This is a genomic window from Nitrospirillum goiasense, from assembly GCF_034427435.1.
Classification (GTDB): Bacteria; Pseudomonadota; Alphaproteobacteria; order Azospirillales; family Azospirillaceae; genus Nitrospirillum.
Window position 1 is genome coordinate 1412652 of sequence record NZ_JAXQNP010000002.1, and the last position, 15588, is coordinate 1428239.

Here is a 15588-nt window from a genome sequence, read left to right on the forward strand (position 1 = left end):
CGCCCCGACTGTCCGAAAGTTTCCGTCTTGCCCGCCAACGACTTGTGCCGCCTGCTGGAAGAGCTGTGCCTGACGGCCTGGCCCGCCCTGAAGACCATCCATGACGACGACTGGCTGCTGCGCTTCGCCCAGGGGCACACCGGCCGGTCCAATTCCGTCACCTGCTTGGCGCCGGGCGTGCTGCCGGTGGCGGAAAAGGTGGACCGGGTGGAGGCGGCCTACATCCGCGAAGGCCTGCCCCCGCGTTTCCGCATCACCCCGCTGGCGCCCGCCGGGCTGGCGGCCGAACTGGACCGGCGCGGCTATCTGCGGCAGGAGGAGAACCTGGTGCAGGCGGCCGCCATCCCGCCGGACCTGGCGCCCACGGCGGACGGACTGGACTGGCGGGTGGAAACGGCGCCGGCCGCCGACCTGCTGGCCGGCTATGCCCAGGCGCTGCCGCTGCCGGTGGGCGAGATGGGGCCGATGCGCCGCCTTTTGGACGCCATCGCCGTCCCCACCCTGTATGTCAGCGCTTGGGAGGGCGGCCGCTATGCCGCCAGCGCGCTTGGAGTCGCGGATCGCGGCTGGCTGGGGATCTACAAGGTGCTGGTGGCGCCGGATCAGCGCGGCCGGGGCCTCTCGCGCCGCCTGCTGACCCGCCTGCTGGCGGCGGGGGCGGAGGCGGGTGCCACGCGAGCCTATCTCCAGGTGGGCGGTGCCAACCACCCGGCCCTGGCGACATACGCCCGGGCCGGGTTCCAAACCGTTTATCACTACCAGTATCGGCGGGCGCGTTAGTTGCATCATTGATAAGGTGAGCGCCCACAAGTAGATTGCCCATAGGGCAACCTGTGGGGGTGTCGTATGAGGGTGATGAGGGGCGCCGTCCTGGGCGTGGCTTTGGCCCTGTTCGGCACTGGTATGGCCAGGGCGACGGAGCCAACCGCGGAGTCGCTCTCCAAGACCGTTCAGGCCCAGCTTTATAAGGATGATCCAGAGGGGCGTGGCGGATTGGTGGAGGTCAGCGACGGTTACAAGTTCGTCCAGTGCTGGCACCTGCCGCGCCAAACCCTCATCACCTGCGAAGCGGCCGGAAAGCGGGGCCAGCCCTGGATGCGCCACGTTCTGACCAAGGAACGCCGTGCCGCCTTGAAGGAGATGGGTTTCACCGCCGATCGACAAACAGGCAACTTCATCCGGCGCTGGGATCCCCCGCCTGAGCCCAAGGCGCTGTTGGCCTTTATGGTCCGCGCCCTGGAGGTCGGGTACGGCAAGAGTGGCCAGGACCCTACGATGCGGCATGGGTGGTTTCCGGCCGCCCAGTGCCCGGCGCGGGTTGCCGCTGGAAACCCCTATGGCGGGGAGATCGTGGCGTTCGGCGCCGCGGTGCGGAACGTGGCCGAAGGCTGCCGCCTTGAAGGGCAAGACGATGATGGTGATGACGATCCCCTGCCACCCCGGCCGCCCATGCCGGACGACGCGGCGGATCTGCTGTCCCGGCAGTACAAGACCATCGCGGAGGCGGTGGACTGGGTGGCCGGCGGCACGGGGCCCGAGCATCACATAGCCATATTTTCCTGGGGGGACTTCTACATCCAGTGCATGAAGGCGGAGGACCCGTCGATGCAGTGCGAGGTGGTGTCCGCCGACATCATCCCCCGGCTGAAGCCGGTGCTGAACGTCGCCGCCGGCCGCCGGCTGGAAAAACTTGGGTTCCTGGAGCCCGGCTATTCCCTGAACTACGCCCAGAACTTTCCGCTCCACAAGGGTGCCCGGGACAAGGACACCAAGGCCATCGCCGACACGCTGGCGCAGGCGGCGCAGCAGGGTTTTGGCACCTACGTGTTCCTGCCGATGCAGGTGAAGCGCCTCACGTCAAAGCCAGATCAATAAGGGGGACATCGATGAAGGGCGTGACGGTTATCGTCGTGGGTCTGTCGCTGGCGGGCGCACTGTCGTGCGAGGCCAAGGCCAAGGACGCGCCGCAGCAGGTGTTGACCAGGGCGGTCGCCGCTTTGGCGCATGCCGATCAGATGGATGGGCGCGGCGCCGCAGTGGAGGCGCATGACGGTGACCAGTTCGTGCAATGCCGGCGGGCGCCCCATGAGACGGTCATCACCTGCGAGGCGGCGGGGCCGCGGGGGCAGCCCTGGATGCGCCACGCCTTGAGCAAGAAGCGACGGGCGAACCTGAAGGAACTGGGCTACGTCTCCGACCGGAAAACCGGCAATTTCGTCGCGCGTCTGGACCCGTCGCAGTGGCCGAACGACAAGCTGGCCGGTTTCATGGTCGCCACGCTGGTCGGTGGTTACGATGTCGACGTGTCTGACATCGTGACGGAAACTGGTTCTTATCCGGCCGTGGCCTGCCCGCCGCGCAACCCCGCCGGCCGCGACTTCGGTGGGGAGATCGCGTTCAACGACCGCTCCCCGAAGGACCTGGAGGAAAATTGCGAGGTCGCGGGCATGGATGACGAGGACGAGGCGCACCTGCCCAAACCCTTGAAATCCATACCCATGGATGCCGAAAAGGCTGAGGCCCTGGTCAAGCAAAACGTCAAGGAGATCGGTGACGCCTACACCTGGCTGCTGGGGGTGAGCGGGCCTGGTCGCCGGGGCGTCATCCTCAGTTGGGGCGAGTTTCACATCCAGTGCAGCAAGACGGGTGAGCCCGTCATCCCGTGCGAGATCGAGTCCGCGGAGGCCAATCCAGCCTTGCGCCGGGTGATCACGGCGGCGGTGGGCCGCAAGTTGAACAAAATGGGGTTCCGGGAGCCGGGCTATTCCAAGAACTACGTCGGGTGGTTCAGGTTGAATGACGGCGAACCCGAGAACTGGGCCTGGTCGACGATGCGGGCTGCGCTGACGGCATTCGGTGGCTACGCCATCCAGCCGGTGACCGTGGAGCGCCGCTCCATGAAAGGGGAAACCTGAAGACTCCGGCTCAAGGGGCCGCGCGGTCCGGGTCGCTGATCGCTTCCGCCAGCGCCACCAGCCGGTGGGCCTCCGCCACATGCAGGGCTTCCACCAGGCGGCCGTCCACTAGCACCACGGCCTTGCCCTGGGCCATGGCCTCGGCGTGGGCGGCGATGATGCGGCGGGCGCGGTCCAGGGACGCCGCGTCTGGGGCGAAGGCGGCGTTGGCGGCCGCCAGCTGCTTGGGATGGATCAGGGTTTTGCCGTCAAAGCCCAGTTCCACCCCCTGGCGGCAACTGGCTTCCAGACCCGCCGCGTCGTCCAGGTCCAGATGCACGCCATCCAGGATGGCCAGGCCATGAGCGCGGGCCGCCAGCAGGCATAGGCCCAGGGCCGTGATCATGGGCAGGCGCATCGGCGTATGCTGGGCGTGCAGTTCCTTGGCCAAATCCGAGGTGCCCAGCACCATGCCCGACAGGCGGGGGAGGCGCAGGCGATCTCCTTCGCGTTCAGCATGCCCAAGGCCGTTTCCATCATGACCCACAGGGGAAGCTCCCGAGGCGCGCCATGGGCGGCTAGCAGCCGGTCAGCCTGTCGCACCGCCTCATCCGACTCCACCTTCGGGATCAGCACCCCATGGGCTCCCGACCGGGCGGTGGCGGCCAGGTCGGCATGGCCCCAGGGCGTGTCCAGGCCGTTGGTGCGGATCAGCACCTCGCGCCGGCCGAAGCCGCCGGCGGCGACGGCGGCCAGCACCTGGGCGCGGGCCTGCTCCTTGGCATCGGGCGCCACCGCGTCCTCCAGATCCAGGATCAGCACGTCGGCGTCCAGGTCCCTGGCCTTTTCCAGTGCGCGGGCGTTGGATCCGGGCATGTACAGGGCGGAGCGGCGGGGGCGGATGGATGCGGGCATGGCGGCGGCTCACAAAAAAGAACGGGCGCGGGGCGATAGTGTGACGGCGGCGACGGCTGGTCGCCATCCCCGCGTGGTAACAGGGTTTGCGTCCCTATGTCCCGTGTCTTGCGGCTTGCCGATAGGCCGCCACGGGGCTACCCCTAGGAAAGGCCGCCGTCCCTTCCCGCAAAGGGCGCGGTCCATTGCCACGAGGAGCCGTTCCCCGATGCCGTCGCGCACCCGCCGTCCTTCCCCTTTTTCGTCCCTCTACGCGGCGGCCCTGCTTTGCCTGACCGCCGGTATCGCCGTGGCCCAGGTGGCCCCGCCGCCGCAAGGGACCGGCCAGCCAGGCGGCGCGCCCGGCGCCGGTGAGTCGGTGACCGCCAATCAGCCCCTGCTGCGCGATCCCCGCCTGGTGGGCAATGCCAAGGCGCCGCCGCGCGACGTGGAATGCGTGGTGGGTGTGGGCAGCCCCTGCGCCGGCCGGCTGGACTTCAACGACGGCCGCAGTTTCGGCTTCAAGATCAGCGGCCCGGGCGAGGCCTTGTTCCACAACACCGGCAACCGCCGCTGCACCCTGGAATACATCCTGACCGACAGCACGGTGGCCACGGCCGGCCGCACCATGGACCTGGCGGCCGGTGCCTCCACCACCCTCAAGGTGCGCGACGCCCAGGGCATGCATGTCCGCCTGTCGGCGCGCGGCATGGCCTCCCCCATCTGTGAAATGGAAGTGACGGCCCAGCAACCCTGAGCTGGGCCACGGGGCACATGGAAAAGGGCGCCGGCCTGGTGAAGGCGGCGCCCTTTTTGTCAGCCGGCGAGGCCGGCGCTTACTTCTTGGCCAGGTGGTCCTTGATCAGGCGTTCGGCGATCTGCACGGCGTTCAGGGCAGCACCCTTGCGCAGGTTGTCGGACACCACCCACAGGTTCAGCCCGTTCTCCACCGTGATGTCCTCACGCAGGCGGCTGACGAACACCAGGTCGTCGCCGGCGGCCTCGACGGGGGTGACATAGCCCTCGTCGGCCTGGTGGTCGATCAGCGACACGCCCTTGGCCCGGCGCAGGGCGGCGCGGGCCTCATCGGCGCTGATGGGGTTCTCGAACTCCACATTGATCGCTTCGGAATGGCTGATGAACACGGGCACGCGCACGCAGGTGGCCGTCACCTTGATGGACGGGTCCAGGATCTTTTTGGTCTCCACCGTCATCTTCCACTCTTCCTTGGTGGTGCCGTCTTCCATGAAGACATCGATGTGGGGGATGACGTTGAAGGCGATCTGCTTGGTGAACTGCTTCTTCTCGACCGGGTCGTTCACATAGATGGCGCGCGTCTGGGTGAACAGTTCGTCCATCGCCTCCTTGCCGGCGCCCGACACGGACTGGTAGGTCGACACCACCAGGCGGCGGATGCGGGCCAGGTCGTGCAGGGGCTTCAGCGCCACCACCATCTGGATGGTGGAGCAGTTGGGGTTGGCGATGATGCCCTTCTTCTTGTAGCCGGCGATGGCCTCGGGGTTCACCTCCGGCACCACCAGGGGCACGTCCGGATCCATGCGGAAGTGGCTGGTGTTGTCGATGACCACGGCGCCGGCCGCGGCGGCCTTGGGCGCGAACTGCGCCGACACCTTGGCACCGGCCGAGGACAGCACGATGTCGGTGCCGGTGAAGTCGAACTTGGCCAGATCCTGCACCCGCAGGTCATCGTCGCCGAAGCTGATCTCCGACCCGATGGACCGCTCGGACGCCAGGGCCACGACCTCGCTCACCGGGAATTCCCGTTCCGCCAGGATCTGCAGCATCTCGCGCCCGACATTGCCCGTGGCGCCCACGACGGCGACTTTATAGCCCATGGTCATGCTCCTCATATCTCTGGCGGGGATCCCCAGGGGCCGCCGCTTGCGGGGGCGGGGGCCGCTCTGGTCTAATTCGGCGGAGACTTAGGACGGGCAGGCGGGCTTTGCAAGCGCGCAGGCGTCAGTGCCGCCCCGCGAGGGGGGTAACCACGGGCGGGCGGCGGCCGGGACGGGAAGGAAAAGCCATGACGGTGCACGAACGGCGCATCACCACCTATGAGGCGTTCTGGCCCTTTTACCTGGGGGAGCACGCCCTGCCGGCCACGCGGGCCTGGCACTTCCTGGGCACCGGCCTGGTCCTTCTGGCTTTGGCGGCCGGGGTGGTTTTTCGCGACTGGCGCTTTTTCGCCGCCGCCCCCGTCTGTGGCTACTTCTTCGCCTGGATCAGCCATTTTTTCGTGGAGCACAACCGTCCCGCCACCTTCACCTATCCGCTCTGGTCGCTGGTCAGCGACTTTCGCATGTTCTTCCTGTTCGTGGCCGGGCGGCTGGGGCCCGAACTCCGCCGCTACGGCATCGGCCGCTGACGACCGTCCCACCACCCAGGCCAGCCACCGAAGGATAAGCCGCCTTGGCTCAAATCGTCGAAACCATCGCCCAGTCCATCAAGCGGGCCGATAAGACCTTCTTCAACGAGAATTACGTCAAGCAGGCCCAGGCCGTGGTCGACGGCCTGCGTAAGGCTGGCTTCGAGATCGTCCCGGTGAAGCCACCGGAAGTGCTGGTTGACTATGCGATCGAGAACATACCGTTCGGCCGGTTGCGCCCGTCAGAGTTGATTAGGGCCCTCTATGGAACAATGGTGGAGAATTGTCGAAAGTTCGTTTCCTGATTTGGTAAGTTTATTTCATTTTTTGTCAGATTCTTTTGGCGAATACAGGGTTGAATCTCCTTCTAAAAAGTTCGTTGGGGGTGCAACAATGCGGTAACGCACCGGCTGATCGGGGCGATGGTGGTAAGTCGGGTGGCTAATCCGCATGCATCCTGAACGGCAGTACCAGGAAGGTTTCGAATGGCGACGGGTTACCCCGGCCGAGGTCTTGGAGGCGGCACGCAAGCATGAGCGATTGATTGAGGGGCGCATTGGCGGCGCCCGCTTCGCCTTCATCTTGCACGACCTCCGGGGCGCCGTTCTGTCCACCCTGAACCTCACCGATGCCGATCTGACCGGCAGCCGCCTGGATCAGGCCCAGCTGGTGGGGACGCGGCTGCGCAGCGCCTCGCTCTTCGCCTGTGACTTCCGCCTGGCCTGCCTGCGCCAGGCCGACCTGTCCAAGTCGGATCTGCGCGGCGTCAGCATGCGCGGCGCCGACCTGACCAAGGCGCGCATGCGTGAGGCCGACGTGCGCGAGGCGGTGCTGGCCGTCTATCGCGGCGGCAAGCCTTTGCCTGAAACCTTCGATGGCCGCATCCCCGACCTGACCTCCGCCATCGCCGTCGGCACCGATCTGTCCGACAGCCGCCTGAACGGCGCCTGGACCCTGAACGCGGACTTCAGCGACGCCAACCTGTCGGGGGTGGATTTGCGCGGCGCCGATCTGCGCGGCGCCGTGTTCAAGGGCGCCAACCTCCAGGGCGCCAACCTGTCGGAAACCAAGCTGAGCGGCACCACCTTCGCCGGCGCCGTGTTGACCGACGCCCTCTTCAACGACGCCCTGCTGCAGGATGCCAATTTCCGCGGCGCCATCATGGAAACCGGCTTAATCGGCCGCCTGCGCGGCAAGGGCGCCGTCCTGCCCGGCGAGGGGGAGGAGGGGGCCCGCCCGGTCATGGACGTCGTCGAGGACCACGCCACCTGGGTGGCGGCGGCCGGCCGTTCCGGCACCCGGGCCGACCTGTCAGGCCGTGACCTCACCGCGCTCAACCTGTCAGGCCGCAACCTGACGGCGGCCAAGATGGCCTACGCCATGGCCCGGCGCCTGGTGCTGACGGGGGCCTCGCTGGTCATGGCCGATCTGGAATGCACGGACCTGCAGGACGCGGTGCTGGTGGGGGTGGATGGCCGCGGCGCCAATTTCGAGCGCGCCCACCTGAATGGCGCCGACTTGCAGGACGCCAACCTGGGCCTGTTGGAAAGTGCGGAGCAACCGGACCGCAAATGGCCGGCGCGGTTCACGCGGGCCCGCTTGCGGGGCGCCAATCTGCGGGGGGCCAACCTGCGCGGCGCGGTGTTGCGTGAGGCCGACCTGACCGGCGCCGACCTGCGTGATGCCCAGGTGGACGGAATCGTGCTGGACGGCGCCATCACCGCCCAGGTCCGGTCCAAGTAAGGCTTCCGAAGCGATCGATAAAGAAAAGGCCTGGAACCGGCATGGCTCCAGGCCTTTTCTTTTCGCGGGTGAGGCGTGGGGCTCAGCCTACCAGCTTGTCCAGCTCGCGCAGGATGCTGTCGCCCATCACGGAGGTGGAGCAGCGGGCCATGCCCGGGGACATGATGTCGGCCGTGCGCATGCCGCCCTTCAGGACGTTCTGCACCGCCTTGTCCAGCAGGTCGGCTTCCTCGCCCAGGTCGAAGGAATAGCGCAGCGCCATGCCGAAGCTCAGCAGCGAGGCGATGGGGTTGGCGACGTCGCGGCCGGCGATGTCGGGTGCGGAGCCGTGCACCGGCTCGTACAGCGCCTTGCGGCGGCCGTTGGCGTCGGCGGCGCCCAGCGAGGCCGACGGCAGCATGCCGATGGAACCGGTCAGCATGGCGGCCTCGTCCGACAGGATGTCGCCGAACAGGTTGTCGGTGACGATGACGTCGAACTGCTTGGGATTGCGCACCAGCTGCATGGCGGCGGCGTCAGCCAGCATGTGGCTCAGTTCCACATCCTTGTATTCCGCCGCGTGCAGGGCCGTTACGTCCTGGTTCCACAGCAGGCCCGACTCCATGACGTTGCGCTTCTCGCAGGAGCAGACCTTGTTGCCGCGCTTGCGCGCCAGCTCGAACGCCACGCGGGCCACGCGCTGGATTTCCGGGGTGGTGTAGACCTGGGTGTTCACGCCGCGGCGGATGCCGTTGCCCAGATCCTCGATGCCGCGCGGCTCACCGAAATAGACGCCGCCCGTCAGCTCGCGGACGATCATGATGTCCAGGCCGCGCACCACCTCGGGCTTCAGGGTCGAGGCATCGACCAGGGCGTCGAACACCACCGCCGGGCGCAGGTTGGCGAACAGCTCCATTTCCTTGCGCAGGCGCAGCAGACCGGCCTCCGGCCGCTTGTCGAAGCTGACGCCGTCCCACTTCGGGCCGCCCACGGCGCCCAGCAGCACGGCGTCGGCGGCCAGCGCCTGGGCCATGGTCTCGTCGGACAGGGGCACGCCGTAGGCGTCGATGGCGCAGCCGCCGACCAGGCCTTCCGACACGGTGAACTCCAGGTCACGGCGCCGGGACATCCAGTCGATGACGCGGCGGACCTGGCGCATGACTTCCGGCCCGATACCGTCGCCCGGCAGCATGAGAAGAGAGTAAGCGGCCATGGATGAACCCTTTTTGTCGGATGGTGCGGCGCCGCCGCGGCCGCCGGCTTCCCGCCATCGGGGCCGGCCCGGCCGGGCCGGCGGCCTAGCGGGTGCTGGTTAGCGAAAATATCGGGTGGGCCCGCATCCTGCAAACCCCCCGTTGGGCCGGAACCCGCGCCAAAGGCGCGCGTCCCTGGGCCGTCACAGCGAAATCACCGGCGGGGCCGGTCAGCGGGCCCAGCGCCAGGGCTGGCCCGTCTGCTGCTGCGCCTCGAACGCGTCGATGGCGCTGACCTGCTGCAGGGTCAGGCCGATGTCGTCCAGGCCGTTCAGCAGGCAATGGCGGCGGAACGGCTCCACATCGAAGCCGACGCTTTCGCCGTCGGGGGTGGTGATGGTCTGCTTCTCCAGATCCACGGTGAAGGTGGCGTTGGCGCCCTTGGACGCCTCTTCCATCAGGCGGTCCACCACCTCTTGCGGCAGGGCGATGGGCAGGATGCCGTTCTTGAAGCAGTTGTTGAAGAAGATGTCGGCGAAGCTGGGCGCGATGACGCAGCGGATGCCGTAGTCCAGCAGGGCCCAGGGCGCATGCTCCCGCGAGGAGCCGCAGCCGAAGTTGTCGCCCGCCACCAGGATGCTGGCCTTGCGGTAGGCCGGCTGGTTCAGGATGAAGTCCGCCCGGTCGCTGCCGTCCTCATTGAAACGGAGGGAGGAGAACAGCCCGCTGCCCAGACCGGTGCGCTTGATGGTCTTCAGGTACCGCGCCGGGATGATCATGTCCGTGTCGATGTTCTGGATCGGCAGGGGCGCGGCGACGCCGGTCAGGATGGTGAACTTGTCCATGGGCTCTCGTCCGGTGACTGTAATGCGGGTGACGCTGCCCCTTTCTGCCACAAGGCGGATCGGGCCAACAACCATCCGCGATGATACGTCAACGCGCGACTGACCCCACCGAAACGCAAGGGAAGTACGGCAACGGGTCAATTGACGCACTTATATTGCGCCGGGGCGTCGGTGCATCGTCGCCCCTGTCGATGGTGGCAGGGGCGGCGCAAGGGTGCGTTGAGGCCGCGTCTGTTGTTGGCGGCGAACCGTTTCGATATGAGGAACCGCCCGTTTTCCAGCACTGCGGTGGCCGCCCCATGACTGAAGGTCCCTTGTCCGTCTACCGCGCCCGGCGCGGCACCGGCACGCTGAAGGATGATCCCGCCCAGGAACTGGCGGCGGAAAAGCTGCAAAGCCTGTATCAGGCGCTCAAGGACTACCGCCCGGCGCAGGGCCAGTCCGGCTGGCGTGCCCGCTTCGGCCTGGCGCGGCGGCCCGACCCGGCGCCGCAGGGCCTGTACATCTATGGCGATGTGGGGCGGGGCAAGTCCATGCTGATGGACCTGTTTTATGAGACGGCGCCGGTGCTGCGCCGCCGCCGGGTCCATTTCCACGCCTTCATGCAGGAGGTTCATCAGTCGCTGCACGCCCTGCGGCAGCGTCCGGACCTGCGCAAGAGCGGGGCCGACGAGTCGCTGCCCGAACTGGCGCGCACCATCGCCGACCAGGCCTGGCTGCTGTGCTTCGACGAATTCCACGTCACCGACATCGCCGACGCCATGATCCTGGGCCGGCTGTTCACCCACCTGTTCGAACTGGGCGTGGTGGTGGTGGCGACCAGCAACTGGGCGCCCGACGATCTGTACAAGAATGGCCTGCAGCGCGACCTGTTCCTGCCCTTCATCGCCCTGTTGAAGGAAAAGCTGGACGTCCTGCACCTGGAAGGGGCGCGCGACTATCGCCTGGCCCGCATCCGGGGCCGCCAGGTCTATTTCGACCCGCTGGGGCCGGCGGCGACGGCGGCGCTGGAACGGACCTTCACCGAGCTGACGGACACGCAGCCCACCGCCACCCACCTGATGGTGCAGGGGCGCACGCTGCCGGTGCCGCGCCAGGCCAAGGGCGTCGCCTGGTTCACCTTTGACGAGCTGTGCCGTCAGCCCCTGGGCGCCGGCGATTATCTGGCCATCGCCACGCACTATCACACCGTGCTGCTGGATGGCGTGCCCATGCTGGACCCCAGCTTGCGCAACGAGGCCAAGCGCCTGATGACCTTCATCGACGCCCTCTACGAGCACAAGGTGCACCTGATCATGGCGGCGGAGGCGGCGCCCGGCCAGCTCTACCCCGAGGGCCAGCACGCCTTCGAATTCCAGCGCACCGTCAGCCGCCTCATGGAAATGCAGGCTGAGGACTACCTGGCGGCGGGGCATCTCACGTAACGGTGGGTCCTATTGGCGGGGTGCCCCCTCGGCGCGCTGACGGTTCCCCCGCCGACATGTTAATATTCCCCCGATCCTGTGTCCCAGCCGGAGGAGCCCTTGCCGCCGCCCAAGCCGTCCATCGATTATGAGACCGCCAAGACGGTGGCCGCCGGCGGCGATGTCGCGGCGCGCGTGGCGCTGGCCAACAGTCCCGACACGCGGCCCGAACTGCTCTACTACCTGGCCGATGACGATGACGAGCGGGTGCGCGGCGCCGTCGTGACCAACGCCATGACGCCCGTGCGCGCCTTCGGCCGCCTGGCGCGCGACCCCAGCGACCGGGTACGGGCCCTGCTGGCGGACAAGCTGACCCGCCTTCTGCCCGACCTGTCCCGTCCCGAGGTCGGGGCCATGCGCGATGTGGCCTTCGCCGCGTTGGAGTTGCTGGCCGCCGATCAGGTCATCCGCGTGCGCACGGCGCTGTCCAGCGCCCTGGCCGACGTGGAATGCGCCCCGCCCAAGCTGGCGGTGACCCTGGCCCGCGATGTGGCGCGCGACGTGGCCGGGCCGGTGCTGCGCTGGTGCATGGCGCTGTCGGATGAGGAGCTGCTGGACATCTTGTCCCGCCGGCCCGAACCCTGGGTGGTGGAGGCGGTGGCCGGGCGGCGCACCGTGTCCCAGCCCGTGGGCGACGCCGTGGTCGCCATGGGCGACCACCAGTCGTGGGCCACCCTGGCCGGCAACCCCGGCGCCGACCTCTCGCCCAAGGCCCGCCGCCTGCTGGCGGAGCGGGGTCACATGCCCCTTGGCGGGGTCGCGGCCGGCGATGGCGCCGAAGAGGTACCTGATCCGAATGCGCCCACCGATGGCCCCGGGGCGCCGCCCGCCGGCCCGGCGGAGGTGTCGCAACGCCTGGCTGACGCGGTGCAGGACGCCCTGCGGGACGGATTGGCGGGGCAGGGGCTGGACCGGGCGGGGGTGGAGGCCGTGGTCGCCGCGGCCTCCCGCCGGCTGGATTGGGCGGCGGGCTATGCCAAGCGCGAGGGGGCTGCGGAGAAGGCGGCGCGCTTGGCGGCTGGCGGCGGCCTGAACGAGGATGTGGTGTGCGACGCCCTGAGCTGGGGCGACCGTGACTTCGCCCAGGAGGCGGTGGCGCTGCTGGCCCGGGTGCCGGTGGACGCCGTGCGCCGCGTCCTGGCGACGCAAAGCCCCAAAGCGGTGACGGCGCTGGCCTGGCGGGCGGGCTTCTCCATGCGGGGCGCCCGCACCTTGCAGGCCCGGGGCGCCGGCATCGCGCCGCGCAAGCTGCTGAACGCCCGGCTGGGAACCGACTATCCCATGACCGATGTCGAGATGCATTGGCACCTGGAGCTGTTCGACATTCGGCCGAAGTAAGGCTTTTTCCCAGCCTCAAGGACGCGACCGCGTCCGCCGGAAATTTCCGGGGAGCGCAGCGGACTGGAAATTGAGGAAGCCAAGGCCACGGATGTGGCCGCCCGGCGCCTGAGGGGCGGCATTTGAGCGGCCGCGATCAAATGCCGTACATGCTGCGGGCCTGCCAGGGACTGGAGATCGTGCGCCCGCCCCTTGGTTCCGGGCCATACCTTTTGCCGGAAGCCTGCCATGGCGGCGGCGCGCGCCTGCGGCTGCAAGGGGCGCCTTGCCCAGCGGGCGGATTCAGGCTAAGCAGCCCGCCGCGGGCTCCCTCGTTCCTCGGGCCCCGAAGGCCGGGCGCCCTGGCGCCTGGGACCCCGCACGGCGACTTTCCGGGACCTTGCCCGATGCCTTTCCGTCATTGGCCGGGCGTGGTCCCCGTAGTTTCGTGACGCCTTTTCATTCAACCCGAAGTTCGAGGAACCCAACCATGGCACGCAAGAAGATCGCGCTGGTCGGCGCCGGCCAGATCGGCGGCACCCTGGCCCTGTTGGCCGGCCTGAAGGAGCTTGGCGACATCGTCCTGTTCGACATCCCTGATTTCGAGGGTGTCGCCAAGGGCAAGGCGCTGGACATCGCCGAAGCCGCCCCCGTGGAAGGGTTCGACAGCGCCCTGACCGGCGCCTCCGACTATGCCGACATCGCCGGCGCCGACGTGGTGATCGTCACCGCCGGCGTGCCGCGCAAGCCGGGCATGAGCCGTGACGACCTGGTCGGCATCAACGCCAAGGTCATCAAGAGCGTCGGCGCGGGCATCAAGGAACACGCCCCGAACGCCTTCGTCATCGTCATCACCAACCCGCTGGATGCCATGGTCGGCCTGATGCAGCAGGTGACCGGCTTCGACCCGGCCAAGGTGGTCGGCATGGCCGGCGTGCTGGACAGCGCCCGCTTCCGCCACTTCCTGGCGGACGAGTTCAAGGTCTCGGTCGAGGACGTCACCGCCTTCGTGCTGGGTGGCCACGGCGACACCATGGTCCCCTCCGTCCGCTACTCCACCGTCGCCGGCATTCCGCTGCCCGACCTGGTGAAGATGGGTTGGACCACGCAGGAGAAGCTGGACAAGATCGTGCAGCGCACCCGTGACGGTGGCGCCGAGATCGTCGGCCTGCTGAAGACCGGTTCCGCCTTCTACGCCCCGGCCGCCTCCGCCATCGCCATGGCCGAGAGCTTCCTGAAGGACAAGAAGCGCGTTCTGCCCTGCGCCGCTAAGCTGACCGGCCAGTATGGCGTGGACGGCCTGTACATCGGCGTGCCGGTGATCATCGGCGCCGGCGGCGTCGAGAAGATCATCGAGATCGAGCTGAACGCCGAGGAAAAGGCCAACTTCGACAAGTCCGTTGCCGCCGTGCAGCAGCTGGTCGACGTCACCGCCAAGGTCGCCGGCTGATCGTTCGGGTTCCGGTATGACGTTCTGAATGGCCCCGTCCGCCCTGTGCAGGCGGGGCCATTTGGCAAATAGATACCGGAATAGCGCCCGACGCCGCCTTTCCGTCACTTACGCGGTTGATCGCCCCGGCATTGCTCTCTACAGTGCCCGCGGCGCGGGGTTGGCCCCGCGATCGGCCGCAAACTTTGCGAGGCCGTTTCCCAACCGGAAGCGGGCGATCCCCGAATGAATATTCATGAATACCAGGCCAAGGGCCTGCTGAAGAAATACGGCGTCGCGGTACCCCGCGGCGGCGTCGCCTACACCCCCGAAGAGGCCAAGACCGTGGCCACGGACCTGGGCGGCCCCGTGTGGGTCGTGAAGTCCCAGATCCACGCCGGCGGCCGTGGCGCCGGGCGGTTCAAGGAGAACCCCGAGGGCAAGGGCGGCGTCCGCGTCGTGAAGTCGATCGACGACGTCGTGTCCAACGCCAAGGAAATGCTGGGCCACACGCTGGTGACCAAGCAGACCGGTCCGGAAGGCAAGGAGGTCAAGCGCCTCTATGTCGAGGAAGGCTGCGACATCAAGCGCGAGCTGTACCTCTCCCTGCTGCTGGACCGCGCCACCTCCCGCGTCACCGTGATCGCCTCGACCGAGGGCGGCATGGAAATCGAGGAAGTGGCCCACAGCCACCCCGAGAAGATCGTCAAGATCGCCATCGACCCGGTCAGCGGCCTGCAGGGCTACCACGCTCGCCAGATCGCCTTCGGCCTGAAGCTGGAAGGCAAGCAGGTCGGCGCCGCGGTGAAGTTCCTGTCCGCCATGTACAAGGCGTTCGTGGAGCTGGACGCTTCGCAGGTCGAGATCAACCCGCTGGTCGTGACCGGCGCCGGTGAGATCATCGCCCTCGACGCCAAGATGAACTTCGACGACAACGCCCTCTACCGTCACAAGGACATCGAAGAGCTCCGTGACGAGAGCGAGGAAGAGGCGTCGGAGACCGAGGCCACGAAGCACGGCCTGAACTATGTGAAGCTGGATGGCAACATCGGCTGCATGGTCAACGGTGCCGGCCTGGCCATGGCCACCATGGACATCATCAAGTTGTACGGCGGCGAGCCGGCCAACTTCCTGGACGTGGGCGGCGGCGCCACCCGTGAGCGCGTGACCACCGCGTTTAAGCTCATCCTGTCCGATCCGAATGTCGAAGGCATTCTGGTCAACATCTTCGGCGGCATCATGCGCTGCGACGTCATCGCCGAGGGCGTGGTGGCGGCGGCCCGTGAGGTCAGCCTGCACGTTCCGCTGGTCGTCCGTCTGGAAGGCACCAACGTCGAGCTGGGCAAGAAGATCCTGGCCGAGTCCGGCCTGCCGATCCTGTCCGCCGACAACCTGGCCGACGCCGCTGAAAAGATCGTCAAGGCCGTGAAGGAGGCCGCGTAATC

General features: G+C 67.8%; 14 protein-coding genes and 1 pseudogene. 11 read left to right on the forward strand and 4 right to left on the reverse strand.

Going from position 1 to position 15588, the window contains the following annotated elements; genetic code table 11:
- The first annotated feature begins 27 nt into the window (after positions 1-27).
- From ULB03_RS09035 to ULB03_RS09045, 3 genes are all read left to right on the forward strand, one after another.
- A complete protein-coding gene (locus ULB03_RS09035; RefSeq protein ID WP_322482839.1) occupies positions 28-780 on the forward strand; it encodes a GNAT family N-acetyltransferase in 753 nt (250 codons plus the stop codon).
- 75 nt (positions 781-855) lie between these two features.
- On the forward strand, positions 856-1875 hold the full coding sequence (locus tag ULB03_RS09040) for a hypothetical protein (RefSeq protein WP_322482840.1): 1020 nt from the start codon (positions 856-858) through the stop codon (positions 1873-1875).
- An 11-nt stretch (positions 1876-1886) separates the two neighbouring features.
- A complete protein-coding gene (locus ULB03_RS09045) occupies positions 1887-2915 on the forward strand; it encodes a hypothetical protein (RefSeq protein ID WP_322482841.1) in 1029 nt (342 codons plus the stop codon).
- Positions 2916-2925: 10 nt separating this feature from the next.
- Here ULB03_RS09045 and ULB03_RS09050 read toward each other — a convergent pair.
- Positions 2926-3809: pseudogene (locus ULB03_RS09050) on the reverse strand (HpcH/HpaI aldolase/citrate lyase family protein).
- Positions 3810-4017: 208 nt separating this feature from the next.
- Between ULB03_RS09050 and ULB03_RS09055 the strand changes: the two are divergent.
- Positions 4018-4545: a hypothetical protein gene (locus tag ULB03_RS09055; RefSeq protein WP_322482842.1), complete on the forward strand. Its 528-nt coding sequence runs from the start codon at positions 4018-4020 to the stop codon at positions 4543-4545.
- Positions 4546-4624: 79 nt separating this feature from the next.
- Here ULB03_RS09055 and ULB03_RS09060 read toward each other — a convergent pair whose 3' ends face one another.
- Positions 4625-5644, reverse strand: coding sequence for an aspartate-semialdehyde dehydrogenase (locus tag ULB03_RS09060; RefSeq protein ID WP_322482843.1), 1020 nt, complete (start codon positions 5642-5644; stop codon positions 4625-4627).
- 188 nt (positions 5645-5832) lie between these two features.
- Between ULB03_RS09060 and ULB03_RS09065 the strand changes: the two genes are divergently transcribed.
- The 3 genes from ULB03_RS09065 to ULB03_RS09075 all read left to right on the forward strand — a co-directional run bounded on the left by ULB03_RS09065 (position 5833) and on the right by ULB03_RS09075 (position 7917).
- Positions 5833-6174 carry an Mpo1-like protein gene (locus ULB03_RS09065; protein WP_322482844.1) on the forward strand — a complete coding sequence of 114 codons (342 nt, stop codon included), beginning with the start codon at positions 5833-5835 and terminating at the stop codon, positions 6172-6174.
- A gap of 44 nt (positions 6175-6218) precedes the next feature.
- Positions 6219-6479, forward strand: coding sequence for a hypothetical protein (locus ULB03_RS09070; protein WP_322482845.1), 261 nt, complete (start codon positions 6219-6221; stop codon positions 6477-6479).
- Between the two features lie 145 nt (positions 6480-6624).
- Entirely contained in the window at positions 6625-7917 is a 1293-nt protein-coding gene (locus tag ULB03_RS09075; protein ID WP_322482846.1) for a pentapeptide repeat-containing protein, read from the forward strand.
- An 82-nt stretch (positions 7918-7999) separates the two neighbouring features.
- Here the strand turns inward: ULB03_RS09075 and leuB are convergent, their stop codons facing one another.
- On the reverse strand, positions 8000-9109 hold the full coding sequence (leuB, locus tag ULB03_RS09080) for a 3-isopropylmalate dehydrogenase (protein ID WP_322482847.1): 1110 nt from the start codon (positions 9107-9109) through the stop codon (positions 8000-8002).
- Positions 9110-9319: 210 nt separating this feature from the next.
- Positions 9320-9934 carry a 3-isopropylmalate dehydratase small subunit gene (leuD, locus tag ULB03_RS09085; protein WP_322482848.1) on the reverse strand — a complete coding sequence of 205 codons (615 nt, stop codon included), beginning with the start codon at positions 9932-9934 and terminating at the stop codon, positions 9320-9322.
- Between the two features lie 299 nt (positions 9935-10233).
- Between leuD and zapE the strand changes: the two genes are divergently transcribed.
- The 4 genes from zapE (at position 10234) to sucC (ending at position 15586) form a co-directional block, all read left to right on the forward strand.
- Positions 10234-11358 (forward strand): cell division protein ZapE, encoded by a 1125-nt coding sequence (zapE, locus tag ULB03_RS09090; RefSeq protein ID WP_322482849.1) that lies wholly within the window; start codon positions 10234-10236, stop codon positions 11356-11358.
- Between the two features lie 99 nt (positions 11359-11457).
- The gene (locus ULB03_RS09095) at positions 11458-12735 is read left to right on the forward strand and encodes a DUF2336 domain-containing protein (protein ID WP_322482850.1); all 1278 of its coding nucleotides are present in this window, start codon (positions 11458-11460) and stop codon (positions 12733-12735) included.
- A 469-nt stretch (positions 12736-13204) separates the two neighbouring features.
- Complete coding sequence (gene mdh, locus ULB03_RS09100) at positions 13205-14164, forward strand: malate dehydrogenase (protein ID WP_322482851.1); 960 nt, start codon at positions 13205-13207, stop codon at positions 14162-14164.
- Positions 14165-14389: 225 nt separating this feature from the next.
- The gene (sucC, locus tag ULB03_RS09105) at positions 14390-15586 is read left to right on the forward strand and encodes an ADP-forming succinate--CoA ligase subunit beta (RefSeq protein WP_145729764.1); all 1197 of its coding nucleotides are present in this window, start codon (positions 14390-14392) and stop codon (positions 15584-15586) included.
- Positions 15587-15588 lie beyond the last annotated feature (2 nt).